This is a genomic window from Micromonospora sp. NPDC005707, from assembly GCF_040631005.1.
Taxonomy (GTDB): Bacteria; Actinomycetota; Actinomycetes; order Mycobacteriales; family Micromonosporaceae; genus Micromonospora.
Window position 1 is genome coordinate 58199 of the sequence record NZ_JBEXYR010000022.1, and the last position, 26556, is coordinate 84754.

Genomic DNA, 26556 nt, shown 5'->3' on the forward strand with positions numbered 1-26556 from the left:
CGCCGCTGTCACCTGCGCACGGGGCGGCGGCCGGCGCCGCCGGTGCGGCGTCGCCACGCGCCGCGCCCGCGTCGGGACTCCGCTTCGGAGCGGCTCATCGACCGGATCGCGAGCCAGCACATCAGCGCCAGCGAACCGAAGAGGATCACGGTCCACGCGCGCCAGGTCGTGTTGAGGTCGTGCGCGGCCGGATACAGTCCGACGACCCCGGCGATGGCGGTGATGGCGAACAGCAGTTGCAGGCGCCGCTGGAAGTACGAGGTGCGCAGGTTCGAGACCTGTTCGAGGATGGCCCTGAGCTGCTCCAGCCGCCGCTGGGCCGCCTCGGCGTGCCCCTCGACGCGCAGCGCCTGGATGAGGAAGCGGGCGACCGCCACCCGCGCCGGGTCACGGAACATCAGGTCCACGTTGCCGATCTCGGCCAGCCCGTGCGCCAGTTCGATCTGCACCCGCGCCAGCTGCGCGACCCGGTGATCGGTGGCCTCGGCCGGGCTGGTGATCAGCCGTTCGTCCTCGTGATCGGCGGGGTCGACACCGATCCAGAGCTGGCAGAAGAACCACTGCGCATGGATCTGTCCGTACATCTCCTGCACGATGCCCAGCGCGTCGCGCGTCGCCTGCCCGTCGAGGACGGCCACGGTCGACCAGCCGCTGGAGTGCACGATCACGTCCTCGATGCGCAGCGCCGGCCAGGAGGGCGTGGCGGCCCCGTCGGTGGATCGGGGGGTCCGCGCGGTCAGGCCGAGCAGGGCGTCGACCAGGTGCGGGTCGCCGGTGTCGCCGGCGGTCTGTCGCAGGACGAAGAACTGGCGCATGTTCTGGAACGGATAGCATCGTTCCCGCGGCCGGAACGCCGGGCAGTCCAGCAGCGCCTGGCGCAGTCGGGTGACGTACGGGGCGGCCAGCCAACCGGCGTGGGTGCTGCTGTTGGCCTGCGCGGACTGCCGGTAGGAGGCGAGGTTCGCCGAGAGCACGCCGATGTCGTCGAGGTAGGCGAAGTAGTCCACGTTGTTGGCGGCCACCTGGTCGTCGTAGAAGCGCCGCAGGTCGTCGTCGGTCAGCGGCCGGGACGGCCCGGCCAGTCGGAGGTCGACCGAGACCAGGCCCAGCGCCGAGTACACGACGAGGTCGGTGCGGACCTGCCAGGTGACGTCGCGCAGGCGTACCTCGGAGTCGGGCAGCCGGATCGTCACGGTCGGCGGGTGCGTGGCCAGGTAGGAGATGTTGTAGGAGCGGGCGTCCCGGTCGTCGACGGCGTCGACGGAGACCTCCCCGAACTTCTGGAGGACCGGCATCGCCTGCCAGACGTCGTCGATGACCCCTCCGAGGTCGAACTTGATCGGCACATAGATGTGGTCGAGGTCCAGCGGCAAGGGGGCTCCCGGGTGGGGTGGGACGGCGACGAGGACTCTAACCCGCTTCGGCAAAGGCGATCACCGGAGTTACGTCCACAGGAGACGGCCGGTGGACCGGTCCGTTCGTCGCCGGGGCCGGCTCGTACCGGGCAGGCAGCAGAACCGACCGGGACGGCCGATAGCCGACAAACCGCACCCGGGTCGTGCGGAAGCGGCTGCCCGCTGATCGACGGTACGGAACAAATCCGGCGCACGGCCGGTTGAGGGTGCTGTGATCGACGTACCCTTGTCTGTTCTTGATCTTGCCCCGGTGGCCGCCAGCGGCAGCGCCGGTGAGGCCCTGCGGCACACCACCGAGCTGGCTCGCCGCACCGAGGAGCTGGGCTACCGCCGGTTCTGGGTGGCCGAGCACCACAACATGCCGGCCATCGCCAGCTCCGCGCCGGCGGTGCTGCTGGCGCACCTGGGGGCGCACACCTCGACGATCCGGCTGGGCTCCGGCGGGGTGATGCTGCCCAACCACGCGCCGCTGGTGGTGGCCGAGCAGTTCGGCACCCTGGAGGCGCTGCACCCGGGCCGGATCGACCTGGGCATCGGCCGCGCGCCGGGCACCGACCAGGTGACCGCGCTGGCGTTGCGCCGGACCATGGAGGGCCTGTCGGCGGAGCACTTCCCCCGCGAGCTGGCCGACCTCATGAACTACTTCAGCGGCGCGGAGCCGGGGCCGATCACCGCGACGCCGGGCCGGGGGCAGTCGCCGGAGGTGTGGCTGCTCGGGTCGAGCGGGTTCAGCGCCCAGCTGGCCGGGCTGCTCGGGCTGCCGTTCTCGTTCGCGCACCACTTCAGCGCGCAGAACACCATCCCCGCGCTCCAGCTCTACCGGCAGAGCTTCCGGCCGTCGCAGTGGCTGGAGCAGCCGTACGCGATGGTGGCGGTAAACGCGGTCTGCGCGGAGACCGACGAGCGGGCGGAGTGGCTGGCCGGCCCGGCCGGGTTGTCCTTCCTGAAGCTGCGGTCGGGGCGGCCGGAGCCGCTGGTCAGCCCGGAGGAGGCGGCGGCCTACCCGTACTCGGAGTTCGAGCGGGAGTTCGTGGTGCAGCGCCGGGAGGGCCAGGCGACCGGTTCGCCGGAGACGGTGGCCCGGCAGCTCGGCGCGCTGCTGGAGCGCACCGGCGCGGACGAGCTGATGCTGACCACGATGGTCTACGACGTGGCCGACCGCGTGCGCTCGTTCGAGCTGATCGCCGAGAAGGTGGCCGGCGGCCTGCACCGGAAGGGCTGAAACACGCTCTTCATAGCCACGTCACCCCACCGTCGCGCGGGCCGCCTAACTTTGTAGCCGGTGGTGGTACGGCATTTCCGGTCGGGACGGGTCGGGAGTGCTGCGGTGTGGTGCACCGGGTCGCCGGCGAAGCGGATTCCGCGGCCGGCGGCCCGGTGCCTTCTCGTTCAGCGCAGGTAGATGTTCGGCGCGGGCGGGGTGCTCATGCCGTCGCCGAGGTGGAAGCCCGGGTGCGGCGGCTGGTTGTAGGCGGTGTTCTGCCAGGCGAGCGCCACGCGATACTGCGGGTCGTGCGCCAGCGTCGGCAGGCGCAGGCCGGTCGTGACGGGCGTGCTGTAGACGCGCAGCGCCGTGCTGTCGGCGGTCCGCCAGACCACCTCCTCGCGCCAGTCCCCGAGGATGTCGCCGGAGAGCGCCGGGGTGGACTTGGTGCCGTTGTTCGCCGCGACGCCGCTGCCGGTGAGCAGCCGGGTGTCGCCGCCGGTGCCGTACTTGTCGATCCGGGTGCCGTCGAGGAGTTCGCGCACCGGGTCGCCGTCCCACCAGGCGAGGAAGTTCGCCGAGGACGGCTTGCGGCCGACGTTGCGCCCCCGGGTGTCGAGCAGCCCGTCGACCGCGGAGGACCAGGACTCGGCGCCGGGGCTGCCGGCCCAGACGTCGTCGGAGACGCCGCGGCCGTTGTCGCCGTTCGGCGCGGTCTGCCAGAGCAGTTGGCCGGTGCGCGCGTCGGCCAGCCAGGAGCTGGGCTTGCTGCCGTCCTCGTCGACCTTGAAGACCTCCAGGCCGGCGCGGGCCGGGTCGAGGTCGCCGACGTGCAGGGCGTCGCCGTGCCCGGTGCCGGTGGACCACAGCAGCCGGCCGTTGTCGTCGATGGCGGCCGCGCCGTACACGATCTCCTGGCGGCCGTCGCCGTCGACGTCGGCCACCGACAGGTTGTGGTTGCCCTGGCCGGCGGCGGCGCCGTTGCCGCTGGCGTTGGAGTCGAAGGTCCACCGCCTGCGCAGGGTGCCGTCGCGGAAGTCCCAGGCGGCGATCACCGCGCGGGTGTAGTAGCCGCGGGCCATGATCAGCGACGGGCGCTGCCCGTCGAGGTAGGCGGTGGCGGCGAGGAACCGGTCGACGCGGTTGCCGTAGGAGTCGCCCCAGGAGGAGACGGTGCCGCGCGGCGGGTCGTAGTCGACGGTGGAGAGGGCGGCGCCGGTGCGGCCGTCGAACATGGTCAGGTACTCGGGCCCGGCGAGGACGTAGCCGCTGGAGTTGCGGTGGTCGGCCGACGACGAGCCGATGACCTGGCCGGTGCCGGAGCGGGTGCGGTCGGCGGTCTTCGCGGCCACCTCGGCGTCCCCGTCGCCGTCATAGTCGTAGACCTGGAACTGGGTGTAGTGGGCGCCGGCGCGGATGTTGCGCCCCAGGTCGACGCGCCACAGCCGGGCGCCGGTGAGGGTGTAGGCGTCGAGGTAGACGTTGCCGGTGTAGCCGGACTGGGAGTTGTCCTTGCTGTTGGAGGGATCCCACTTGAGCACGAACTCGTAGCGGCCGTCGCCGTCGAGGTCGCCCACACTGGCGTCGTTCGCGGAGTAGGTGTACGCCTCCCCGGTCGGGGTGGTGCCGCCGGGCGGGGCCTGGATCGGCACGTCCAGGTAGCCGGCCGCGAACTGCAGGGCCGGGGCGGAGGCGGCCTGCTCGGCGCCGTTCACCACGGCCCGCACGGTGTACGCGGACCCGGCGGCCGCGCCGCTGTCGAGCCAGCTGGTGGCGCCGGTGATCGGGGTGCTGTTGACCTTGGTGGCGCCGCGGTAGAGGTTGAACGAAACGCCGGAGGTCTCGGTGCCGAGCAGCCGCCACGAGACCAGGTTCCCGCTGCCCGAGCGGACGCTGACCAGCCCCCGGTCGAGCTTCTCCATCTGCTTCGCGCCGGCGGGCGGGGTGGTGGACGTCGGGGTCGGGGTGGGCGTCGGGCTCGCCGAGGTGGGCGGCGGCGCGCTGGTCGGGCCGGTCGCGCCGGTGCAGGTGACGCCGTTGAGCGCGAAGCCGGTCGGGGCGGGATTGCCGGCGTCGTTCCAGGAGCCGTTGAAGCCGAAGTTCGCGGTGCCGCCGGTGCCGATGGCGGCGTTGTAACCGGCGTCGCGGGCCGTGACCTGGGCGCCGGACTGGCTCACCGTGGCGTTCCAGCTCTGGGCGACCTGCTGGCCGGCGGCGAAGGCCCAGGTGAGCGTCCAGCCGTTCAGCGGATCGCCGAGGTTGGTGACGGTGACGTCGGCGCCGAAGCCGCCGCCCCACTGGTTGGTGATCCGGTAGTCGACGCGGCAGCCGGTGGCCGCCGCGGCGGCGGTCACCGTGCCGAGGGCGCCGGCCAGGAGGGTGGCCGCCGAGGCCGCGGCGAGCAGCGCGGTGCGGCGGCGCGGGGTGCGGAGGTGCACGAGAATGCCTTTCGCGGAGGTCAGGCACGCGACGGACGCGCCGGCCTGCCCGGGCCGGCGGAGAGAGGTACGCCGCGCTGACGTGACGAGATCGACGTCGGTGACTGGCTCCGCGCCAAGTCAGGGTAGGACAACGCTTTCCCACCGCACAACCACACCCGCCCGGCCACGGCCGGGCCGGGGCGGTCAGCCCTCGACGGCGGCGGCGAGCCGGCGGGTTTCCTCCGGCGCGGTGGCGGCGGCGTCGGTGGCGTGAACCGATTCGGCGGCCGGGGTGGCCGGCTCGGCGACCGGCGCGGCGGGCCGGGCGGCGAGGGCGGCCTCGACGGTGGCGCGGGCCCGGCGGGTGCGCCGCAGCGCCCGCACGGCCAGCACCAGGGCGACGAGCCAGCCGGCGCCGAGCACCGTGTAGGCCAGGGCGGGGACCGGGCCGCCCAGCTCACCGGCGCGCAGCAGGGTGCGGGTGTTGGTCAGCACGATCACCCCGCCGATGACGGCGCCGAGCAGCTGCGCGGGGACGATGCGGACCAGCCAGGCGGCGATCGGCGCGGCGATCAGGCCGCCGATCAGCAGCGCGGCCACGGTGGGCAGCAGGAAGCCCTCGGAGCCGAGGCCGATCAGGAAGCCGGCACTGGCCGCGCCGGCCACCAGGAACTCGGAGGTGTCGACGGAGCCGATCACCTTGCGGGGTTCCATCCGGCCGGACACCAGCAGCGCCGGGGTGGCGACCGGGCCCCAGCCGCCCCCGCCGGTGGCGTCGACGAAGCCGGCGACCAGGCCGAGCGGGGCCAGGAAGCGGCTGCGGAGCCGCCCGGCGGCCCGGTTGGCGCGCAGCGGCCGGGAGAAGCGGACCAGCAGGTAGGCGCCGAGGGTGAACAGGATGGCGGCCATCCAGGGCGCGGCGGACTCGGTGGAGATGGAGCTGAGGAAGGTGGCGCCGGCGAACGCGCCGACCGCGCCGGGCAGCGCGATCCGGCCGACCACGCGCCAGTCCACGTTGCCGAACCGCCAGTGCGAGACGCCGGCGGCGAGGGTGGTGCCGATCTCGGCCAGGTGCACCGAGGCGGAGGCTGCGGCCGGGGCCACCCCGGCGAAGAGCAGCAGGGTCGAGGAGGTCAGCCCGTACGCCATGCCGAGCGCGCCGTCGACCAGTTGCGCGGCGAGCCCGACGAGGGCGAGGACCAGCAGCTTGCGCACGAGCGCCCCCTGACTTTTCGGTATCTCCTATCGACTTGGTCGACAATGCGGCACGGGGGCGCTCCGGTCAAGTCCTCCATCCGGTTAATGGGAACGCGCCGGACGGCGCGACGGCCGCCCGGGACGGCGCCACCGGGTCACCGGGTCGCCGGGTCACCGGGTCGCCGGGTCGCCGGTCGCCGGGTCGGAGCGTCAGCTCCAGGCGCGGGGGTCGGCGGCGAGGTCGTTGATCCGGCCGGGCAGGCTGCCGCTGGCCACGTCGGCGATGGTGACCAGTTCGAGGATCTCCCGCTCGCTGGCCCGCAGGGCGATCCACACGTCCTGCAGGGCACGCGCCGCACCCTGGTAGCCGAGCTGCTCCGGGCGCTGGCCGCGGACGTTCGCCAGCGGGCCGTCGATCACCCGGATCACCTCGGCGAGGGAGATCTCCGCCGCGGGCCGGGCCAGCCAGTAGCCGCCCTCGGGGCCCCGCTGGGCGTGCACGATGCCGCTGCGGCGCAGCTGGAGCAGGATGCTCTCCAGGAACTTCGGCGGGATCTCCTGGGCGCGGGCGATCTGCTCGGCGGTCACCGGCCGGGTCCGCCCGGCGGCCGCGCCGTCGGCGACGGAAGCCAGCTCGGCGGCCGCGCGGAGGGCATAGTCGACCCGAGCGGAGAGGCGCATGCCGGCAAGGTTAGTCGCCTGGTCAGCCGCCCGGTTTCCCGACCCTCGGCCGAACGGTCACGGATCCGGCGGTCAGGCGCCGACCCGGCGCAGCAGCCCCTCCTGCACGGCGCTGGCGATGTGCCGGCCGTCGGTGGTGAACATCCGGCCGGTGGCCAGGCCCCGGGCGCCGGACGCCGACGGGCTCCAGCAGTCGTAGAGGAACCACTCGTCGGCGCGGAACGACCGGTGGAACCACAGCGCGTGGTCGAGGCTCGCGCCCACCACTCCCCCGGGCCCCCACACTTCGCCGTGCACCGACAGCACCGAGTCGAGCAGGGTCAGGTCGGAGGCGTAGGTGAGGGCGCAGGCGTGCAGCAGCGGGTCGTCGGGGAGCTTGCCGTCGAGGCGCATCCAGACCCGCTGGTGGGGTTCGGCGGGGCGGTCGCCGGGGCGTACCCAGCCGGGCTCGCCGACGTAGCGGACGTCGATGGGGCGGGGGATCTGGCCCCAGATGCCCAGGCGCTCCGGGTAGCGGGAGAGCCGGTCGGTCATGGTCGGGACGTCGTCCGGGGCGGGCACGTCGGGCGGGACCGGCGCGTGGTGGTCCAGCCCCTCCTCCTGCCGCTGGAACGAGGCCGACATGAAGAAGATCGGCTTGTCGTGCTGGAGCGCCACGGAGCGGCGCACCGAGAAGGACCGCCCGTCCCGGACGTTCTCCACCTGGTATTCGATCGGCTCGACGGGGTCGCCGGGGCGGACGAAGTAGCCGTGCAGGGAGTGCACGAAGCGCTCCGCGTCGACGGTGCGTCCGGCGGCGACCAGGGCCTGGCCGGCGACCTGGCCGCCGTAGACCCGCTGCGGGCCCACCGGCGGGCTGATCCCGCGGAAGGTCATCCCGCCGGTCTGGTCGAGGTCCAGCACCTCCAGGAGCTGGTCGACCGCGGCCTGACCGGTCGCCACCGGACTCTCGCTCACTGAGGCGTCTCCGTTCGCGGCTGCGGGGCTCGCCAAGCCAGCTCGGTCCTCGCGCTCACTGAAGCGCCCGGGCCGAGGCGGCGTCCACCAGCGAGCCGAGCTGGTGCACGCGCAGGGTGTTGGTGGAGCCGGGGGTGCCGGGCGGACTGCCCGCCACGATCACCACGTAGTCGCCGGGGTTGGCCCGGTTGAGCCCGAGCAGCGCCTGGTCGACCTGGCGGAACATGTCGTCGGTGTGCTCGACGAACGGCATGAGGAACGTCTCCACGCCCCAGGAGAGCGCGAGCTGGTTGCGCACCTCCGGCACCGGGGTGAAGGCCAGCAGCGGCAGGTCGCAGTGCAGCCGGGCGAGCCGCTTGACGGTGTCGCCGGTCTGGGAGAAGGCGACCATGGCCTTGGCGCCGATGGCCCGGGCGATCGAGGAGGCGGCCACGGTGAGCGCGCCACCGTGGGTACGCGGGTCGTGCTGCAGCCGCGGCACGCCGATCGAGCCGGCCTCGGTGGTGGTGACGATCTTCGCCATGGTGCTGACCGTGAGCACCGGGTACTTGCCGACGCTGGTCTCGCCGGAGAGCATCACCGCGTCCGCGCCGTCGAGCACCGCGTTGGCCACGTCCGAGGCCTCGGCGCGGGTGGGGCGCGAATTCTCGATCATGGAGTCGAGCATCTGGGTGGCCACGATGACCGGCTTGGCGTTCTCCCGGCAGAGCTGCACGGCCCGCTTCTGCACCAGCGGCACCTGGTCCAGCGGCAGCTCGACGCCGAGGTCGCCGCGGGCCACCATGACGCCGTCGAAGGCGAGCACGATCGCCTCCAGGTGGTCGACCGCCTCGGGCTTCTCGACCTTGGCCAGCACCGGGCGTTGGACGCCCTCCTCAGCCATGATCGAGTGGACGAGCTTGATGTCCTCGGGCGAGCGGACGAAGGAGAGCGCGATCAGGTCGACGCCCAGGCGGAGGGCGAAGCGCAGGTCGTCGGCGTCCTTCTCCGACATGGCGGGCACGCTGACCGCCACGTTCGGCAGGGAGACGCCCTTGTTGTTGGAGACCGGGCCGCCCTCGGTGACCAGGACGCGGATGTCGTTGCCGCTCACGTCGCTGACCTCAACGGCGACCCGGCCGTCGTCGATCAGCAGCCGGTCGCCCGGCTTCACCTCCTGCGGCAGCTTGCGGTAGGTGCAGGAGACCCGGTCCTTGGTGCCGAGGATCTCGTCGCCGGTGATGACGACCGAGTCGCCGGTGCGCCACTCGTGGGGGCCGTCGGCGAACCTGCCGAGGCGGATCTTGGGACCCTGGAGGTCGGCGAGCACGGCGACCGGCTGCCCGGACGCGTCGGCCGCCTCGCGGACCAGCCGGTAGACGGACTCGTGGTCCTCGTGACTGCCGTGGCTGAAGTTCAGCCTCGCCACGTTCATGCCCGCCTCTACCAGGCCCCGGATGCGCTCGGGGGACGAGGTGGCGGGGCCGAGGGTGCAGACGATTTTCGCGCGGCGTGTCACGCCCATCAGGCTAGTCTCTCCTCCGGGTCGACCTGCCGGCCGGCCCCTTTCGGACTGCGGAACAGTTGTCCAGACGACGCGCGATACCCGCGCCGGCGGGCGGTGCTGCACCGCACGGGGGCGTCGTGTGTCGCGGGCATCGGCGACCGCGCGGCGGAAATCGTACCCGCTCGCGTTCCGCCCTCGTCGGAGCGCTCCCGGAGATCGACGGGCGCCGCGGGTCGTGGCGGGGCGCGGGGACGCGAGGGGACCCCGCGGCCGCCCGGGAGACGGTCAGCTCTGCGTCTTGGCGAGCGGGAACTCCAGCGAGCCGGCCGGGCAGAGGAACGTGAGCACCTCGACGCGGTAGAGCCCGGCCTGCACCGCCGGGTCGGCCTCCATCACGCTGCGGACGTCGTCGACCGAGCCGGTGCGGGCCAGGCCGAAGCCGATCGGCGGGTCCGGCTCGCGGGCCGGGCCGTCGACCGAGCCGTCGACCAGGACGATGCCCCGCCGTTGCAGCGCCCGGATGTGCTGGATGTGCTCGGCCTGGAGCCGTTGCACGGTCTCCTCCGGCAGGGCCCGGCCCGACGGCCCCGGGTAGAGCACGATGCACTCGTACGTGTCGAGCGCGAAGTCGAGCCGTGGCGTCGCGGCCATGCGCACCTCCAGACCACCGTTCCGCACAGCGTCGCACGGCGGTCCCCGCCCCCGGGGTCGCTCGCCGCAACTGGCGGAAACACCCACGCCCGGACGTTGACGGCGGCGATTCGCGGGAAAGACTTCCGGTCGGGGCGGCGACCGCCGCCGACGACGACGCGCAGGAGGACCGCCATGGCGACCAGCACCGGGCCCGCGAAGGCCTCGGGCACCTACCGGATCGGCGGCGACCTCCAGGTCGACCGGCTCGGCTACGGGGCCATGCAGCTCACCGGCCCCGGGGTCTGGGGCGATCCGAAGGACCCGGCCGAGGCGGTGCGGGTGCTGCGCCGCGCGTACGAGCTGGGCGTGACGTTCATCGACACGGCCGACTCCTACGGCCCCTTCGTGAGCGAGCTGCTCATCAAGGAGGCGCTGCACCCGTACGCCGAGGACCTGGTCATCGCGACCAAGGCCGGGCTGACCCGCTCCGGCCCGGGCGACTGGCGGCCGGTGGGCCGCCCCGAGTACCTGCGCCAGCAGTGCGAGCTGAGCCTGCGCCACCTGGGGCTGGACTGCATCCCGCTCTACCAGCTGCACCGGATCGACGCGAAGGTGCCGCTGGAGGACCAGCTCGGCGAGCTGGCGCTGCTCCAGCAGGAGGGGAAGGTGCGGCACATCGGGCTCTCCGAGGTGAGCGTGGAGCAGATCGAGGCGGCCCGGAAGATCACCCCGGTGGTGTCGGTGCAGAACCTCTACAACCTCGCCGACCGCAGCGCCGAGGACGTGCTGGACCACTGCGAGCGCAACGACCTGGCGTTCATCCCGTGGTTCCCGATCGCCACCGGCAACCTGGCCCGGCCGGGCGGCCCGCTGGACGCGATCTCCACCGACCACGGCGCGACGCCCGCGCAGCTCGCCCTCGCCTGGCTGTTGCGCCGGTCGCCGGTCGTGCTCCCCATTCCGGGTACGTCGTCCGTGGCGCACCTGGAGGAGAACGTGGCCGCAGCCGAGGTGCGGCTCAGCGACGAGGAGTTCGAGGCGCTCGCCAAGGCCGCCTGACCGGCCCCTTTCCGAAGCGTGATCGAGCCGCTACCGTCAGAAGGATTCTCACGCCCGGGACGAGCGGGGGTCCGGAGTGGACGGTTTCGACTACGTGATCGTCGGTGCCGGGGCGGCCGGGTGCGTGCTGGCCAACCGGCTCAGCGAGGACCCGGGCACCCGGGTGCTGCTGATCGAGGCGGGCGGGTGGGACCGCAGCCCCTTCGTGCGCGTACCCAAGGCGTTCGCCCGGCTCATGGACGGCCCGCGCACGGCCTGGCACTATCCGGCGACCGTCGCGCCGGGGCGGCGCGAGACCTGGCAGCGCGGCCGGCTGATCGGCGGCTCGACGGCCATCAACGGCATGATCTGGAGCCGCGGCGCGGCGGCGGACTGGGACGCGCTGGCACCCCTCGGCTGGGGCTGGTCGGCCATGCGGCCGATCTTCGAGAGGTTGGCGGACCACCCGTCGCGCGGCGGCGGCGGCCCGGTGCGCCTGTCCGTCGCCACCGGCACCGACCCGCTCTGCGAGGAGATGCTGGAGACCGGGGCGGAGCTGGGCTGGCGCCGGGTCGACGACCTCGACGCCGGCGACGGCGAGCGGATCGGCTACGTCACGGCCACCATCCGCGCCGGGCGCCGGGTCACCGCCGCCGACGCCTTCCTGCATCCGGTCCGGCAGCGGCCGAACCTGACCGTCGCGGTCGACACCGTCGCCCTGCGCGTGCTGGTGGAGGGCGGCCGGGCGGTCGGCGTACGGGTCGCGCACCGGGGCCGGGAGGTCGACCACCGGGCGGCCGCCGAGGTGATCCTCGCGGCGGGCGCCCTCGCCACCCCGCACCTGTTGCAGGTCTCCGGCATCGGGCCGGCCGACACCCTGCGCGCCGCGGGCGTCCCGGTGCTGCTCGACCGGCCCCGGGTGGGCGCGGGCCTGCGGGAGCACCGGCCGATCCCCGTGCAGTACCGGCTGGCCGAGGCCGGCGGCTACAACGCCCGGCTGGGCAGCCCGCTGGGCCAGGCCCGCGCCGCCCTGCGCTACCTGGCCACCCGCGGTGGCCCGCTCGCCCTGCCGGTGATGGACGTCGCGGCCCACGTCCGGTCCCGTCCGGAGCTGGACCGCCCGGACGTGCACCTGCTCATGGCGCCCTTCTCCGCGGCGCCGCCGCGCCCCGGCCGGGCCCTGGAGCTGGAGCGGGAGTCGGGCCTGCTGTGCCTGGGCACGGTGACCCGCCCCGACAGCGAGGGCCGCCTGGCGATCACCGACCCCGACCCCCGTACGCCGCCGGCGATCGTGGCGAACTACTTCGCCACCGCGCACGACCGCCGGGTCGCCGTGGACGCGGTGCGCCTCGTGCGGGACCTGTTCGCCACCGGGCCGATCGCCAAGCGGATCGCGGCGGAGACCCTGCCCGGACCGGCGGTCCAGACCGACGAGGAGATCATCGAGGCCGGGCGGGCGCACGGCTACTGCGGCTACCACGCCATCGGCACCTGCGCCATGGGCGCGGACGACGAGCACGTCGTCGACCCCCGGCTCCGGGTGCGCGGGGTGAGCGGGCTGCGGGTGGTCGACGCGTCGGTGCTGCCCGTCATGGTGTCCGGCTGGACCAGCGCGCCGGTGACCGCGCTGGCCTGGCGGGCGGCCGACCTCATCCTCGACCCGGCCGCCGGGTGAGCGAGGGCTCGACGGCCGCCGGCGCGGCGACCGTCGAGCCCGGATCCGATCTCAGAGCGCGAAACAGTTGGGGCGGATCGCGGCGCCGGCGAGCACCTGCCGCACGACGCTGTAGGTGGTGCCGTCGAGGACCAGGCCGAGGTGTCCGACGATCCGCAGCGGGCACCACGCCTGCACCAGGACGTTGGTGGCGCCGTCGGCGAGGGAGGCGTTGTCGACCGGGCGCACCAGCTCGTCCTGCCAGGTGCGGACGGTGGTCCAGCGGACCGCGCCCGGGGTGTCGTCGCCGCCGTTCAGGTCGGCCAGGAAGCTGGACCCGATGGACATCTGCTGGCAGGCGACGATGCCCGCGCAGCTGCCCAGCCCCAGGAAGTTGATGATGTTGGCGACGTAGGTGCCCTGCTGCGGGCTGCCCAGGCTGACGTACTGGTCGACCTTGGCGGCGCCACCGAGGAACTTGACGTACCAGCGGGAGACCAGGCCACCCTCGGAGTGGGTGACCAGATCCACCTTGGCCGCCCCGGTGGCGGAGCGGACCTGGTCGACATAGGACGACAGGGCCCGGGCGGATTCGCGGATGTCGCCGAAACCGAGGTTCGGCAACTGGTAGATGGAGACCCGGTAGCCGTCGGCGCGCAGCCGGGCGGCGATCGGCTCGTAGGCGATGGAGATTCCGATCAGGCCGCCGACCACGATGACCGGGTCGGCGCCGGCGGCGGCAGCGGACTGGACGGCCTCGGCCGTGCCGGCTTCGGCGCTGCCGGTCGAGGTGGCGGTGGTGGTGGTGGCGGCTGCGGTCGTCGTGGGCTCGGCGAGGGCGGCGGTGGCCGGGACGAGCAGGGCGGTGGCGGCGGTGGTGGCGGCGGCCAGGATCGTTCGGAGCAGCATGGGCTGCACCTCCGGTGGGAGGCCCCGATGTTCCGGGAGGGACGGGTGGGGGGATCCGATCGATCGTGGAAACGATGATGCGTGTCCGATTTCACACACGTCAATGGAAAGTTACGCGCTGGTAACCCGTTGTTCCGCAGGGGGCACAAAGCGGCGTATCCGGCGTCGAGCGGTCCCCCGGCCGGCCGGCACGGATGGCATGCTGAAAGCCGTGTCCGCCCCACCGACGCCGGAGAAGCCGCTCCGGGTGATGCCCTGGTGGTTGGCGCTGCTCGGGCTTCTGCTCGCCGTCGGGCTCGGCTGGCTGGTGCTGGACCTGCTGCTCGCCGAGGCGGATCGGGCCGCCCAGCCGGACACCCGGGCCACGCTGCGCGTCGACGCCATCCGCACCGGCCTCACGGTGGTCGCCGGCACCGGCGGCGGGCTGGCGCTGCTGCTCGCCGCCCGTCGACAGTGGATCAACGAACGCGGGCAGCGGCACCAGGAGGCCGTGGCCGAACGCGACCAGGCGCACCGCGACCGGGTGCAGGCACACGCCGAGACGGTCGCCGACGCCGGGCAGCGGCACCAGGAGCGGCAGGCCACCGCCGTCGAGCACGACGCCGCCGAGCGGCGGCTCACCGAGCTGTACGTCCGGGCCATCGAGCTGGTCGGCAGCGACAACCCCGCGGTACGGCTCGGCGGCCTGCACGCCCTGGAACGGCTCGGTCAGGACAACCCGGGGCAGCGGCCGACGATCGTGGCGGTGCTCTGCGCGTACCTCCGGATGCCGGCGCCGGACGACCCGCGCGAGACCGAGGTGCGCCGCACCGCGCAGCGGATGCTCACCCGGCACCTCCGCGCGGACGGCGAGGGCTGGTGGCCCGGCATCGCGCTGGACCTCACCGGCGCCCGGCTGCACGACTTCGACGCCGCCGGCTGCACCCTCGTGGACCTGGACCTCACCGGAGCGGTCTGCACCGGCACCACCAGCTTCGCCGGGGCGGTCGTGCGCGGACGGCTCCTGCTGACCGCCGAGTTCGCCGACGCGGTGTTCGAGGATCTCACCGGCGACGCGGAACTCGTGCTGGACGGCGCCCGCTTCGCGGGCCGGGTGAGCTTCGACCGGGCCGACCTCGGCGGCATGCTGTCCTGCAACGGGACGAGCTTCGGACCGGTCTCGTTCCGCGGCGCCACGCTGCGGCAGCCCAGCAGTTTCGACCGGGCCCGGTTCGCGGGCAGCGCCAGCTTCCGGGAGGCGGTCTTCCTGGCCGGACTGTCCATGGAGCACGCCACCTTCGAGGCGTACGCGGGCTTCCGCCGGGCGCGGTTCGCCGACCTGGCGCTGTTCCGCTGGACCGAGTTCGGCGAGGAGGCGTGGTTCGAGGGGGCCCGCTTCGAGGGGGCCGCCAACTTCGGCCGGGCCGTGTTCCACGGCCGGGCCCGCTTCGAGGGGGCCACACTGGCCCGCCGGCCGCTGGTCGACCAGGCCCGCGCGTCGACGTCCGTGGCCCACGTCTGGCCGCCGGACACCACCGTCGGGCGGCGCGACGACGAGTGGCTCGTCCTCACCGATCCCTGACGAACTGGCGCCGGTCCGGGGCGAACCCGGCTCGACCCGCGAGCCGAGGCTCAGCTGCCCAGCGCCTGGACCTTGGCGATCGTCTCCTGGACGTGCTGGCGGGCCGGCTCGCCGCCCTGGGCCGCCTGGCCGAGCGCCTGCCGGTAGGCGTCGATCATGTTGAGCAACGGCCCGGCCGCCACACCCTCCAGGGCGCCGGCCACCAGCGCCCGGGCCTCGGCGGCGTCCTGGGCCGCGGCGGCCGTCCTGGCCTTCGCCTCATCCAGCTTCTGGGCCGCCGCGGCCAGCCTCGCGATGATGTCCGCTGCGCTCACGCGCCCTCCCCACGTCGCCCGGATCGACCGATCGGCATTAGCGCTCCGCCACGAAGACACCAAGACCGTGCACGCCCTGCACCCATCCCTGGGTCTGCAGGACCAGGATCGCCTGGCGCACGACCGTCGCCGACACGCCGTGCTGCGCCTTGAGCTGCGCCGTGGACGGTAACTGATCGCCGGGCGCAAGATCGCCGGACTCGATCTGACTCCGGATCTGATCCGCGAGCTGTTCCCACTTGGGTTTGACGGGCATCTGTACTCCCAGGTCTGCACCGCCATTCGATCACGGGCCACTTCTCATGACAAGTAACGTGATGTCGCGCTTGCTTTAAGTGACTAGTTGTGTAAAGTTCGAATCGACCGGCTCCCAGGTCTGCAAACCCGGGCTGGTCGTTCCCACCGCGCAGAGCGCCCGGTCGGCCGGTCCCCCTGGACGGCCGGGCGTGCCGTTGGCCTGCCGGCAGGCCCCCGCCGGCCTGCCCTCTCCCCGACCCGGCAAGGAGACCACCATGGACGACGTCCCCCACGCCGAGGATCCGCCGGTCGGTGGAACGCCATGGAGGTCAAACGACCCGGATGACCTCCATGGCGTTCCACCCACGGGCCCGGCGGGCCGCGACGGCCCGCAGGCCTTCGTGTCGCGGCAGGATCTGGAGGACGCCGACGATGTCCTCTTCGCGCATCCGCCCCGGAAGGTGACCCGCTGGCTCTGCGGCTGCGGCGAGGAATACCCGTGCTCGGAGGTGCGCTTCGCCCAACTGGTCCGCCACGCGCGCGTCCGCGCCGCCTCCTGATCAGCTCAACAGCCGGAACACCACCAAGTAGAGGCAGAACAGCGCCGGGGCGACCAGCGCGCAGATCACGAAGCCGAGCGGCACGTACCGCCCCGGCGGCGTGTCGCCCCCGATCACCGGGCGACCCCAGCGCCCGAGCACCAGGTGTCCGGCCAGGAAGGACAGCAGCGGGACACCGGCGCACGAGACGGCGGCCACCAGGTCCAGCCCGGTGGCCGGCAGCGGCGAGCCGACCAGCGCCACCAGCATGAGCAGGGAGCCGGCCAGCGCGCAGGCCGCGTAGACGGCGACCGCCCGGGCCGGCGCCGACCAGGTGGGCAGCAGCACGGGCCGCCGCGCCAGGGCCTCGGCCTGCGCCCCGTGCCGGTCGGCCTCGTCGGCCAGCTGCGCGGCCGCGGCCAGCTCCGTCGCCGGGTCACCCGCACGCGGACCGGGCAACGTTCCCTCGGGATACGCCCCGACCCCCAGCCGCCCCGGCGCGACGGCTGCGCCGCCGGTCGCCCCGTCCCCGGTTCCGGGTGCCCCCGCGCCGGCCGGCACCGGCGCCGGCCCGACCGATCCCGCGGCAGGCCCGGCCGGGCCCCCGGAGTGCCCGGCGGGTCCCGCTCCCGGCGGGGCGCCGACCGGGACGGCCGGCGCGTCCGGGGCCTCGGCCGGTACCGCGCGCATCGGCAGGTCGATGGCCTGGCCGAGCTGGTCGAGGCGCTGCCCCTGGGCGGCGAGCCGCCGGCCGAGCTGGTCGACGGTGGACTGGAGGGTGCGCCGGCGTTCGGCCTCGGCGGCGACCGCCCGCTCGCCACCCCGCTGCCGGGTGGAGAGCTCGCGGATCAGGGCCGCGTACTCGTCGAACCCGGTCACGACTCGTCTCCGTCGCCGACGAAGGGCACGACCAGGGCGGTGCGGTGCTCGTGCCGGTCGACCAGCAGGGCCCGGCCGTCGCGCGGGGCGTAGCCGAGGTCGTGCGCGCCCAGGTGCAGCCCGAGGTCGGCGGCGGGCACGTTCAGCGCGACGAGGCAGGCCACGTCGTCGCGGTTCTGGCTGCCGCCGAGGTCCTCGGCGAGCCGGCGCAGCCCGCGCCACCACCCGAGCAGGTGCACCCCGTGCGCGGGGCCCTGGCGCAGCACCGCACGCAGGTCGTCGTGCCCGGAGCGGAACGTCTCCGGGTCGGTCGCGGCGAGCGCACCGGCCGCGGCGTCCATTCCGAACACCACCAGGTAGGTCCGCGCGGCCGGCCCGGACGCGGGCGGGGCGGACGGCCCGGGCCGTTGATCGGCGGCGCTGGGACGGGCGGGCGCGGCAGGGTCGGTGGGCGGGACGGGCGCGGCGGAGCCGGTGGGCGGGGCGGGCGGGGCGGCCAGCTCGGCGAGGTGGGTGCGGAGGGCGGCCGCGTCGAGGCGGCGGACCGGGTGGCCGGCGGCGGCCAGGGTCATGGCCAGGTCGTCGGCGGTGCCGGTGGTGCCCGGCGCCAGGGGGACGAACAGGAAGCGGGCCGTGCCAGGGGCGTGCTGCCGGGCCAGGCTGAGGGCGGCCGACCGGAGCACGTCCGGGCCGGTCGCGGCCGTGCCCACCACGGCCAGGTGCCGGCCGGGGCTGGCGTCGAGGCGGAACCCGGCCGGGCTGCCGGCCACGTCGACGGTGCGGCCGACCAGGGCGAGCGGCGGCTCGGCGCCGGGAGCCAGGGCCGCCCAGGCGGGGTCGTCGGCGAGCCGGGGCGTCTCGTAGCCGCGGAAGACGGCGGGTGGGCGGGCGCCGGTGGGCCGGGCGGCGAACAGCTCGTGCCGCAGGGCGGCGAGGTCGGCCGCGGCGGCGTGCGCGTCGGGGAAGTGGACCTCGGTGTCCGCGCCGGCCGTGCCCCCGGCGGTGTTGACCACGGCCGTGCCGAGGGTCAGCGTCTTCGCGGCGTCGTTGAGCGGGTCGAGCACCCCGCTCCCGCCGGGCAGGGCGACCCGGAGCGGGAACTGGCCGAAGATCGCCTCGGCCCGGCCGTAGAGGGCCTCGATGCCGGTGGTGCTCTGGCTGGCCAGCACCAGGTGCAGGCCGTACGAGCGGCCCTTGCGGGCCAGTTCCTCGACGAGGTCGACGGCCTGCCGGGCGAGGGGGTCGTTGCCGGCGAACAGCACCTGGAACTCGTCGACCACGGTGACGATCCGGGGCGGCCGGGCGTTCGGCGGCAGGTCGGCGAGCTTGCTGACGCCGTGCCGCTTGAGCAGGTCGGCCCGGCGGGTCAGCTCGGCGCGCAGCTCGCGCAGCACGGCCAGGCCGTATTCGCGGTCGGACTCGATGCCCACGGCGCGGGCGTGCGGCAGCCAGGACGGGTCCCGCTCGGTGGGCACGAACTCGGTGAAGCTGACGCCCTCCTTGAAGTCGAGCAGGAAGAGCTGGAGTTCGGCCGGGGAATAGCGGGCGGCCAGCCCGTAGAGCACGTCGAGCAGGAACACGGTCTTGCCGGCGCCGGTGCGCCCGCCGACGAGCCAGTGCGGGGTGGCGTCGTCGAAGGCCACGGTGACCGGTTCCCTGGCGCGGCCGAGCACGGTACGCAGGCCGGTGGCGGACGACTCGGCCCAGCGCCGGGCCGGCAGCAGGTCGGTGAAGCTGACCTCGGTGGCCCGCCGGACGGCCTCGGCGAGCCGCCGGGCCAGCCCGGTCACGGTCGCGTGGGACGGGTCCCCGTCAAGCAGCACCGGGGCGGCCAGGCCGCTGCCGTCGGCGCTGAACGGGCGGCCGGGCGGGTCGCCGACCAGGGCGTACCGCTCGTTGAGTCGCAGGTGGGTGGTGGCGCCGAGCGGCGGGGCCTCCGCCGCGCCGGCCGCCGGGTGGCCGGCCAGCAGCACGCAGACCGCCGCGGCGGGCCCGGCGTGGGTGAGCGCGGCGAGCCGGGCCAGCTCGCGCGGCGGCGGGGCGGACGCGGCGACGACCAGCAGCAGCTCCCGGTCCTCCGGAGCGGCTCCCAGGGCGGTGCGGGCGTGCCGTTCGGCCGCGTCCAGCAGGGCGGTCGTCTCCGCCATGGTGGTGGCGGCCGGGCCGAGCACGCCCGCATCGAGCAGGGGGCGCAGCGGCAGGAAGGCGGCGCCGAACGCGGCCGGGTCGATGCCGGCCACGCGGACCGTGCCGGCCGGCGCGGCGGCGAGCAGCCGCACCACGACGGCCCGCAGCAGCTCGCCGACCCGCGGGTCCCGGGCGTCGGTGTCGACGGCGAGGTGGGCGCCCGCGCCCAGCGGCACCAGTACGGGGAAACCGCCGTCCACGGTGGTCGCCTCGCCGAGGCGTACCGGAACGGGGTGGGTGGCGGCGCGGGCGGTGCCGGGCACGGGGCCGGCCAGCTCGCCGCCGAGCCGGGCCAGCCGGGCGACCAGCTCGGGGCTGCCGACGGGCGCGGGTCCGGCGGCGGCGAGGGCCCGCCGGGCGGCCTCCCACCGGCGCAGGGCCTGCCGGTGCAGGGCGACCGCCTGCCGGTACGCCGTCGCGAGCCTGCCCACCGTCCGCCCTCCGACGCCGCCGTAGCCGATCGAGGGGAACCCTAACGGACGCGCGGCGGCCCGGCACAGTACGCGGCCCGCACCCGACGTTGGTCCACTGTTCATCCGCCGGTGGCGGTCCTCGCCGGGCGCCGTTCCACCGGCCCGACTTGCCTCTGTCCCGAAGCAACGCTGTGAACAGGAAGGCGACGACGTGACCTCCTCCCCCATCTCCCGCCGGGCCGTGCTGCACGGTGGCGCGGCCGCCGGCCTCGGCATCGTGGTGGCCGGCAGCCTGGACGCCATCGCCGGCCCGGCGGCGGCCCGGGCCGCGTGCCGCCCGGCGGTCGGCTACGGCGACCTCGTGCCGGACCCGGCCGGCCTGCTGGCGCTGCCTCCGGGCTTCTCGTACACCATCGTCGCCCAGGCGGGCGCGACCCTGCTGGAGTCCGGTCAGGCCACCCCGAGCGACGCGGACGGCACCGGCTGCTTCCGCGGCCCGAACGGCTCGGTGCTGGTGAACAACCACGAGATCGGCGGCGACGAGCCCTACCCGGTGCCGGCGCTGGCCGGGCTGACCTACGACCCGGGCGCCCGGGGCGGCACCACCACCATCGAGGTGGACGGGCGCGGCCGGCGGCTGCGCGAGTACGTCAGCGTGGCCGGCACCCACAACAACTGCGCCGGCGGCATCACCCCGTGGGGCACCTGGCTGACCTGCGAGGAGACCGAGCAGCGGGCCGGCGGGCAGTACCTGAAGGACCACGGGTACGTGTTCGAGGTGGACCCGCACGACCGGGCCGCGAACCAGAACCCGGTGGCGCTGAAGTTCCTGGGCCGCTACGCGCACGAGGCCGTGGCGGTGGACCCGTACACCCACGCCATCTACCTGACCGAGGACGCGGGCGGCCCCAACGGCCTCTACTTCCGCTGGACCCCGCCGGCCGGCTTCCGCGCCGGCAAGGGCGCGCTGCGCGCGCTCGCCCAGCGCCCCGACGGGGACACCGCCGGCCGCCTCGCGGCGATGAGCTGCTCCCGGGGCAACCAGCACGTGGCCGACCTGTCGGAGGCCACCACGCCGGGCACCCGCTACAAGGTGCGGTGGGTGGACGTGCCTGACCGGGACGCCCGGACCGTCTCGGTGCGCAAGCAGTTCACCGACGCCGAGGTGACCCGCAGCCGCAAGCTGGAGGGCGCCTGGTGGGCCGACGGCGGCGCGTACTTCGTGGCCAGCTTCGCCCGGCACGACGACGGCAGCGTCAACGAGCACGACGGCCAGGTCTGGTTCTACGACCCGCGCACCGAGACGGTGACGCTGAAGACCATCTTCGGGGTGAACACCGACCCGGAGGCGGACAACGGCAACTTCGACGGGCCGGACAACATCACCGTCTCCCCCTACGGCGGCGTCATCCTGGCCGAGGACGGCGAGGGCGTGTCGCACCTGGTCGGCGTGACCGAGCAGGGCAAGGCGTACCCGCTGGCGCGCAACGAGCTCAACGACAGCGAGTTCACCGGCCCGACGTTCAGCGCGGACGGGAAGATCCTGTTCGCCAACATCCAGTCCCCGGGTTACGTCTTCGCCATCACCGGCCCGTGGGGCCGGCCGAGCAACGCCAACCACGGCAAGTCCTGATCGGACGGTGACGGCCGGCGGCGCCCCTGGGGGCCGCCGGCCGTCGCGGCGTCAGCCGGGGCGGCAGCCCGGGTCGGGGCCTCCGTCGGCCACCCCGCAGGCGAACACCTCGACCGGCGGGGCGGCCACGTCGGGCACCCGGGCGACGGTGAGCAGCGCCAGCCGCTTGGCGACCGGCTCGCCGGAGTCCGGGGCGTACCGGATCAGCCCGCCCACGCCCGGGTAGCCGCCGGCGGCGTTCTGCCGCAGCACCTCGGCGTGCACCCCCACCGGGTTGACCGCGCGGGGATCCCAGCGCCGGCCGGTGTCGGCGTGCCGCAGCCGGGCGGCGAGGCTCTCCAGCGCGCGCACCACCATCATCGAGGCGTCGTAGGCGAGGCTGACCCGCTCGCCGACGGGCGCGTTGACGCCGTCGCGGCAGCGCGGCGGGTCGAGCAGGTCGTCCGCGCCGATCCAGGTGAGGAAGCTGCCCCGGGCGTCGTCGCGCCGGGCCTGCGCGGCCCGCAGCGCGGCACAGGTCGCCAGGGCGGCCTTCGACACGTACGTGACCGGCAGGTTGCCCGGTGCGCTGGCCCGCAGCCCCGGGTTGGCCATGTAGCGGTTCACCGAGTCGTCGGCGACCAGGTGGCGGGGCGGGTCGGCGCCGCACTCCTTGAGCGCCCGCAGGAACCCGTCGAACTCCGACCAGCGCCCGGCGAAGAAGAGCATCCCGGAGTAGCCGCACTCCTGGGTCATCCGGCGCCCGCTGCGCCACTCGTCGAGCCGGGTGAGCTGGCTGCCGAACCGCTCCCGCAGCCCGTCGACAAGGGTGGCGACGTAGAGGTCCTCATCCAGGGAGCTGCCCTCGCCGGTGGTCCAGTAGACGTGCGCCTCCCCCACCCGCAGCACCTGCCGGGCGTACGCCTCGACCATCCGGACCTGCTCGCGGTTGGGCGCCGACATGGCGAGGTAGAGGCTGGAGTTGGCGTCCATCCGGTCGGCCGACAGGGTGGGCGCGAGCACCGGCAGGCCGACCCGGTTGAGTTCGCGCAGCGCCGACGCCGTGCTGGTGCGGCTGTCGACCAGCCCGACCACGCCGAGGACCGTGGGATCGTCTCGGGCCAGTCCCTCCAGCAGCCGGACCGCGTCGCCGGCGTGCCGCATCTGCCGGCCGGCGTTGGCCACCACGATGTGCAGCAGCGCCGCGTCGTCGGCCGCCGCCGACTCCTTGAGCAGCGCGTACTGGGCGGTCGCCATGCCCTCCAGTTCCTCGCGTTCGGAGACGTACGACTCCTCGTCGGCGCGGGTGCGGTTGCCGGTGAGGCTGCCCAGGTAGACCAGGGTGAGGTAGGGCCGGCGGTGGTCGCTGCGCCGCCACACCTCCTCGGCGGCCCGGTTCTGCGCGAAGATCCGCCGCTGCACCGCGCGGAGCCGGTCCTGCCCGGGCTCGCTGTTGAAGACCTGGCCGGCGGTGTCGCTGTAGCCGACGCACTCGCCGCCGACCAGCCGCACGCTCACCCGGTCGGTCGGCCACGGCCGGCAGTCCGGAGCCCACCGCCCGTCGGCCCACACCGCCACCCCGGCCAGCAGCACCAGGACCACCGCGGCCGGCAGGAACCGCCGCGACCACCAGGGCGGTTCCGGCGCCACCAGCCCCGGCGGGGCCACGCCCATCGGTGCGCCGACGTCCTCGGCGTCGATCCGCAGCACCACGAGCCAGGCGCCGGCGCGGCGCAGCCGCCGGATCTCCGGCAGCGCCTCGGCCCACTCCTCGTACGCCTCCTCGGCCTGGGCCACCGGCCGGGACGCGGCCCGCTCGGGCGGCGGGCCGGCGGCGACCGCCACCACCAGCAACGGGTCGTTGCGGCCGGTCTCGTTGCGCACCTCGTCGAACAGCCGGACCAGGGTGTGCCCGACGTTGTCCGGGCTCACCCCGTCGAGCAGCAGGACCGGGTACGCGGTGCGCCGCCAGTCACCCGGCCGCCAGAACCGCCTCCGGTACGCCTGCCGCAGGTCCTCCAGGAAGGCGTGCAGCAGCAACTTCTGCACCTGGGCCGGGTGCTCGCCGTCGCGCCAGCCGGCGGTGAGCCGCTCGGCGAAGCCGAGGAACGTCACGGACTGCCGGGGCGCCAGGTACTGCTGGCGCATGAACCAGCGGTACTGCCGCCCGAACACCGGCACGCGGCCGGAGACGGCGATGCGGAAGAGCACGCTCGGCATGGCCCGGCGCAGCAGCCAGAGCAGCACCTGGAGCGCGGTGCCGACGGCGGACCCGCCGCCCACCTGGGGGTCGTCGCCGGCCCGCCGGCCCCGCCAGTCGCGCAGCCGGTGGACCAGCGCGGCCCGGCCGCTGTCCGCGGCGTCCACGCCGACGGCCAGGGTCTGGTGCATCAGCCAGTCGGCGAGGGGGTAGTGCCGGAACCGCAGCCGGGCCGCCCCGAACGCCTCCACGGAGAGTTGCCGGTGCAGCTCGCGCAGCACTCCCGCGACGTCGTCGGGCCCCGGCCGGGCGGCCAGGTCCAGCACGGCGTGCGGCACGCGGCGCCGGTTGCCCCGGCCCACGAAGCGGCGCAGCAGGGCGCCCACGACGCCGTCACCCGCCGGCCGGACCAGCCAGAGCAGGGGCAGCCGGCGGTCGCCGCGGCGGGGTCGCCGGAGCAGCCGGGCCAGCAGGGAGAGCAGTTCGAGGCCGCCCGCGGGGAGCTTCTCCCGGGCGGGCCGGTGCCGGGTCGCCGGGTCGCGCATCGTCACCTCCGGGCCACGACGGGTGTCGCACCATTGTCGACACCCGACGCAACGCGGGGGAACCCGTGCGTCCCTCGTGGACCGTCCGCGTCAGCGCTGCGCGGCCGGGTGGCGCAGGCCGTCGAGGGCGATGGCGAGCACGCGGTCGCGCTGGGCCGGCTCGGGGAACTGGTACGCCATGATGCCGCTGACCAGCCGGACCACGTCGTCGAAGGTGGCGTCCGGCCGGGCCGCCCCGGCCTCCTGGGCGCGGCGCAGCAACGGCTCGCCGGCGGCGTAGATCTCGGTGCGGCAGCTGCGGAACACCTCTGAGTCGTGCACCAGCTCCTCGGCGAGGGCCCGCTTGGTGCCGACGTAGGCGACGAACCGGTGCAGCCAGGCGACGAGGGCGTCCCACGGGGGGCGGTCGGCCAGGTCGGCGGCGGAGGCGCTGAGCGCGCGCACCTCCTCGACGTAGACCGCCTCGAACAGGTCGAGTCGCTTCGGGAAGTTGCGGTAGAGCGTGCCGATGCCGACACCGGCCCGCCGGGCGATCTCCTCCAGGGACGCGCCGGCGCCGCACTCGCCGAACACCTCCTGGGCGGCGGCGATGAGCGCGTCGTAGTTCCGCCGGGCGTCGGCCCGCTTCGGGCGCCGGGCGAAGACCTCGCCCAGCTGGTCTGCGCTGGCCATGACGGGCGTCACCCCTCTCCCCTTGCAACCGGAGGCACCCCTCCGCTACGTTAGTGGAGGCACCCCTCCGGAACTGACCGGAGCCTTGCCTCCGGATAGCTTACTCCGGCTTTCCCCGCCGAGCCCACCCGCCGTGGCCGGCGAACCAGACATCGGACCCGGGAGGTCCCACCATGCCCGCAACCCGCTGAGACACCTCAGCCACCTGAGGCCGCCACCGTCGCTGATCCGCGCGAGCGGCACTCGGAACACCCTTCCCACGTCATGCGAACGGGAGCCATTTCCGTGATCGACACCGTCCGGCGCGACTCGCGCCGGTTGACCTTCCTCGTCCTCGCCGCCGGCGCCGGCTTCTTCGCGATGCTCCAGTCGCTGATCACGCCGGTGCTGCCCACCATCCAGCACGACCTGCACACCTCGCAGAACACCGTCACCTGGGTGCTGACCGCCTACCTGCTGTCCGCGTCGATCTTCACGCCGGTCCTCGGCCGGGTCGGCGACATGGTCGGCAAGGAACGGACCCTGGTCGTCTCCCTCGCCGCGCTCGCGCTGGGCTGCCTGCTGGCGGCCGTCGCGCCCAACATCGGGATGCTCATCGTCGCCCGGGTCGTCCAGGGCATCGGTGGCGCGGTCTTCCCGCTCTCCTTCGGCATCATCCGCGACGAGTTCCCCGCCGCCCGGGTGAGCTCGGCCGTCGCGGCGATCTCGGCGATCGTCGCGGCCGGCGGCGGCCTCGGCGTCGTGCTGGCCGGGCCCATCGTCGCCACCCTGGGCTACCGCTGGCTGTTCTGGATCCCCATGGTCGTCGTCGGCCTCACCGCGCTCGCGGCGCACCGGTTCGTGCCCGAGTCGCCGGTCCGCACCCCGGGCCGGATCAGCTGGCCGGCCACCCTGCTGCTCTCCGGCTGGCTCGTGGCGCTGCTGCTGCCCGTGAGCAAGGGCGCCACCTGGGGCTGGACCTCCGGCCGGGTGCTCGGCCTGCTGGCGCTCGCCGGCGCGCTCCTGGCCGGCTGGCTGGTGGCCGAGACCCGCTCGGCGAACCCGCTCATCGACATGCGGATGATGCGCCTGCCCGCGGTCTGGACGACCAACCTGGTCGCCCTGCTCTACGGCGCGTCGATGTTCTCCGTCTACGCCTTCCTGCCGCAGTTCGTGCAGATCCCCACCAGCGCCGGGTACGGCTTCGGCGCGAGCATCACCCAGGCCGGGCTGCTCATGCTGCCCATGCTGGTCGGCATGTTCGTGGCCGGCCTCGTCGCCGGCCGGCTGGCGTCCCGGTTCAGCGCCAAGGCGCAGCTCTCCACCGGCGCCGTGTTCAACGTGCTCGCCGCGGCCATGCTGACCGTCGCCCACGACACCCGCTGGGAGATCGGCGTGGCCGGCGGCCTGGTGGGGCTCGGCATCGGGCTGGCCTTCGCCTCGATGGCCAACCTCATCGTGGCCAGCGTGCCGGCCCGCCAGACCGGCGTGGCGACCGGCATGAACGCCAACATCCGCACCATCGGCGGCGCCATCGGCGCCGCGGTGGCCAGCAGCGTCATCACCGCCCACCCGCAGGCGAGCGGGCTGCCCCGGGAGGCCGGCTTCACGATGGGCTTCCTGCTGCTGACCGGCATCTCCCTCGCCGCCGCGGTGGCCGCCCTGGCCGTCCCGTCCGGCCGGCGGGAGGCGCGGGCGCGGCACGGTCGCCCGCCGGCGCGGAGCACCGAGCCGGAGCTGACCGGCGAACTGGTGCCGGCGCGCTGATCGGGGCTGGCACCATCCCGCACACCGGCGGCGGCCGGCGGTCCGTGACGGACCGCC

Annotated in this window: 21 protein-coding genes; 7 read left to right on the forward strand and 14 right to left on the reverse strand. The window is 74.6% G+C overall.

The window, feature by feature from the left end; genetic code table 11:
* Positions 1-8 precede the first annotated feature (8 nt).
* The gene (locus tag ABZ452_RS30065; protein WP_357950060.1) at positions 9-1373 is read right to left on the reverse strand and encodes a hypothetical protein; all 1365 of its coding nucleotides are present in this window, start codon (positions 1371-1373) and stop codon (positions 9-11) included.
* A 253-nt stretch (positions 1374-1626) separates the two neighbouring features.
* Here ABZ452_RS30065 and ABZ452_RS30070 point away from each other — a divergent pair, with 253 nt between their 5' ends.
* A complete protein-coding gene (locus ABZ452_RS30070; protein WP_357950063.1) occupies positions 1627-2637 on the forward strand; it encodes an LLM class flavin-dependent oxidoreductase in 1011 nt (336 codons plus the stop codon).
* Positions 2638-2804: 167 nt separating this feature from the next.
* Here the strand turns inward: ABZ452_RS30070 and ABZ452_RS30075 are convergent, their stop codons facing one another.
* The 6 genes from ABZ452_RS30075 to ABZ452_RS30100 form a co-directional block, all read right to left on the reverse strand.
* A complete protein-coding gene (locus ABZ452_RS30075; RefSeq protein WP_357950065.1) occupies positions 2805-5057 on the reverse strand; it encodes a cellulose binding domain-containing protein in 2253 nt (750 codons plus the stop codon).
* 186 nt (positions 5058-5243) lie between these two features.
* Positions 5244-6254, reverse strand: a complete 1011-nt coding sequence (locus ABZ452_RS30080) for a sulfite exporter TauE/SafE family protein (RefSeq protein ID WP_357950067.1) — start codon at positions 6252-6254, stop codon at positions 5244-5246.
* A gap of 192 nt (positions 6255-6446) precedes the next feature.
* Positions 6447-6917 carry an Rrf2 family transcriptional regulator gene (locus ABZ452_RS30085; protein WP_357950070.1) on the reverse strand — a complete coding sequence of 157 codons (471 nt, stop codon included), beginning with the start codon at positions 6915-6917 and terminating at the stop codon, positions 6447-6449.
* Positions 6918-6989: 72 nt separating this feature from the next.
* Entirely contained in the window at positions 6990-7874 is an 885-nt protein-coding gene (locus ABZ452_RS30090) for an acyl-CoA thioesterase II (protein ID WP_357950073.1), read from the reverse strand.
* A gap of 55 nt (positions 7875-7929) precedes the next feature.
* A complete protein-coding gene (gene pyk / locus ABZ452_RS30095; RefSeq protein ID WP_357950075.1) occupies positions 7930-9378 on the reverse strand; it encodes a pyruvate kinase in 1449 nt (482 codons plus the stop codon).
* A gap of 267 nt (positions 9379-9645) precedes the next feature.
* Positions 9646-10011, reverse strand: coding sequence for a YciI family protein (locus tag ABZ452_RS30100; protein ID WP_151462389.1), 366 nt, complete (start codon positions 10009-10011; stop codon positions 9646-9648).
* Between the two features lie 174 nt (positions 10012-10185).
* On the opposite strand from ABZ452_RS30100, the gene ABZ452_RS30105 reads away from it, so the two are divergent.
* A complete protein-coding gene (locus ABZ452_RS30105; RefSeq protein WP_357950078.1) occupies positions 10186-11052 on the forward strand; it encodes an aldo/keto reductase in 867 nt (288 codons plus the stop codon).
* A 76-nt stretch (positions 11053-11128) separates the two neighbouring features.
* Positions 11129-12706: a GMC family oxidoreductase N-terminal domain-containing protein gene (locus ABZ452_RS30110; RefSeq protein WP_357950081.1), complete on the forward strand. Its 1578-nt coding sequence runs from the start codon at positions 11129-11131 to the stop codon at positions 12704-12706.
* A gap of 51 nt (positions 12707-12757) precedes the next feature.
* Here ABZ452_RS30110 and ABZ452_RS30115 read toward each other — a convergent pair whose 3' ends face one another.
* Positions 12758-13594, reverse strand: a complete 837-nt coding sequence (locus ABZ452_RS30115) for an alpha/beta fold hydrolase (protein WP_357950083.1) — start codon at positions 13592-13594, stop codon at positions 12758-12760.
* A 211-nt stretch (positions 13595-13805) separates the two neighbouring features.
* Here ABZ452_RS30115 and ABZ452_RS30120 point away from each other — a divergent pair, with 211 nt between their 5' ends.
* The gene (locus ABZ452_RS30120; RefSeq protein WP_357950086.1) at positions 13806-15155 is read left to right on the forward strand and encodes a pentapeptide repeat-containing protein; all 1350 of its coding nucleotides are present in this window, start codon (positions 13806-13808) and stop codon (positions 15153-15155) included.
* A 50-nt stretch (positions 15156-15205) separates the two neighbouring features.
* On the opposite strand, the gene ABZ452_RS30125 is transcribed toward ABZ452_RS30120, so the two are convergent.
* Both ABZ452_RS30125 and ABZ452_RS30130 read right to left on the reverse strand, forming a co-directional pair.
* Entirely contained in the window at positions 15206-15469 is a 264-nt protein-coding gene (locus tag ABZ452_RS30125; RefSeq protein ID WP_357950089.1) for a DUF6244 family protein, read from the reverse strand.
* 37 nt (positions 15470-15506) lie between these two features.
* Complete coding sequence (locus tag ABZ452_RS30130; protein WP_357950092.1) at positions 15507-15725, reverse strand: winged helix-turn-helix domain-containing protein; 219 nt, start codon at positions 15723-15725, stop codon at positions 15507-15509.
* Between the two features lie 256 nt (positions 15726-15981).
* Here ABZ452_RS30130 and ABZ452_RS30135 point away from each other — a divergent pair, with 256 nt between their 5' ends.
* A complete protein-coding gene (locus ABZ452_RS30135) occupies positions 15982-16266 on the forward strand; it encodes a hypothetical protein (RefSeq protein WP_357950095.1) in 285 nt (94 codons plus the stop codon).
* Here ABZ452_RS30135 and ABZ452_RS30140 read toward each other — a convergent pair whose 3' ends face one another.
* Together ABZ452_RS30140 and ABZ452_RS30145 are read right to left on the reverse strand one after the other, a co-directional pair.
* Positions 16267-17124: a hypothetical protein gene (locus ABZ452_RS30140; RefSeq protein ID WP_357950098.1), complete on the reverse strand. Its 858-nt coding sequence runs from the start codon at positions 17122-17124 to the stop codon at positions 16267-16269.
* Complete coding sequence (locus ABZ452_RS30145) at positions 17121-19742, reverse strand: FtsK/SpoIIIE domain-containing protein (protein ID WP_357950101.1); 2622 nt, start codon at positions 19740-19742, stop codon at positions 17121-17123. The genes ABZ452_RS30140 and ABZ452_RS30145 overlap by 4 nt, the downstream gene beginning before the upstream one ends.
* A 193-nt stretch (positions 19743-19935) precedes the next feature.
* On the opposite strand from ABZ452_RS30145, the gene ABZ452_RS30150 reads away from it, so the two are divergent.
* Positions 19936-21357, forward strand: a complete 1422-nt coding sequence (locus ABZ452_RS30150) for an alkaline phosphatase PhoX (RefSeq protein ID WP_357950103.1) — start codon at positions 19936-19938, stop codon at positions 21355-21357.
* 51 nt (positions 21358-21408) lie between these two features.
* Here ABZ452_RS30150 and ABZ452_RS30155 read toward each other — a convergent pair whose 3' ends face one another.
* On the reverse strand, positions 21409-24081 hold the full coding sequence (locus ABZ452_RS30155) for a hypothetical protein (RefSeq protein ID WP_357950106.1): 2673 nt from the start codon (positions 24079-24081) through the stop codon (positions 21409-21411).
* A 90-nt stretch (positions 24082-24171) separates the two neighbouring features.
* A complete protein-coding gene (locus tag ABZ452_RS30160; RefSeq protein ID WP_357950108.1) occupies positions 24172-24753 on the reverse strand; it encodes a TetR/AcrR family transcriptional regulator in 582 nt (193 codons plus the stop codon).
* Between the two features lie 285 nt (positions 24754-25038).
* On the opposite strand from ABZ452_RS30160, the gene ABZ452_RS30165 reads away from it, so the two are divergent.
* Entirely contained in the window at positions 25039-26499 is a 1461-nt protein-coding gene (locus ABZ452_RS30165; protein WP_357950111.1) for an MFS transporter, read from the forward strand.
* Positions 26500-26556 lie beyond the last annotated feature (57 nt).

Excerpts from the sequence above, each read along its gene's own strand:
- ABZ452_RS30085 (WP_357950070.1), bottom strand. The coding sequence starts at position 6,917 with ATGCGCCTCTCCGCTCGGGTCGACTATGCCCTCCGCGCGGCCGCCGAG.
- pyk (WP_357950075.1), bottom strand. The coding sequence starts at position 9,378 with ATGGGCGTGACACGCCGCGCGAAAATCGTCTGCACCCTCGGCCCCGCC.
- ABZ452_RS30100 (WP_151462389.1), bottom strand. The coding sequence starts at position 10,011 with ATGGCCGCGACGCCACGGCTCGACTTCGCGCTCGACACGTACGAGTGC.
- ABZ452_RS30105 (WP_357950078.1), top strand. The coding sequence starts at position 10,186 with ATGGCGACCAGCACCGGGCCCGCGAAGGCCTCGGGCACCTACCGGATC.
- ABZ452_RS30115 (WP_357950083.1), bottom strand. The coding sequence starts at position 13,594 with ATGCTGCTCCGAACGATCCTGGCCGCCGCCACCACCGCCGCCACCGCC.
- ABZ452_RS30130 (WP_357950092.1), bottom strand. The coding sequence starts at position 15,725 with ATGCCCGTCAAACCCAAGTGGGAACAGCTCGCGGATCAGATCCGGAGT.
- ABZ452_RS30135 (WP_357950095.1), top strand. The coding sequence starts at position 15,982 with ATGGACGACGTCCCCCACGCCGAGGATCCGCCGGTCGGTGGAACGCCA.
- ABZ452_RS30155 (WP_357950106.1), bottom strand. The coding sequence starts at position 24,081 with ATGCGCGACCCGGCGACCCGGCACCGGCCCGCCCGGGAGAAGCTCCCC.
- ABZ452_RS30160 (WP_357950108.1), bottom strand. The coding sequence starts at position 24,753 with ATGGCCAGCGCAGACCAGCTGGGCGAGGTCTTCGCCCGGCGCCCGAAG.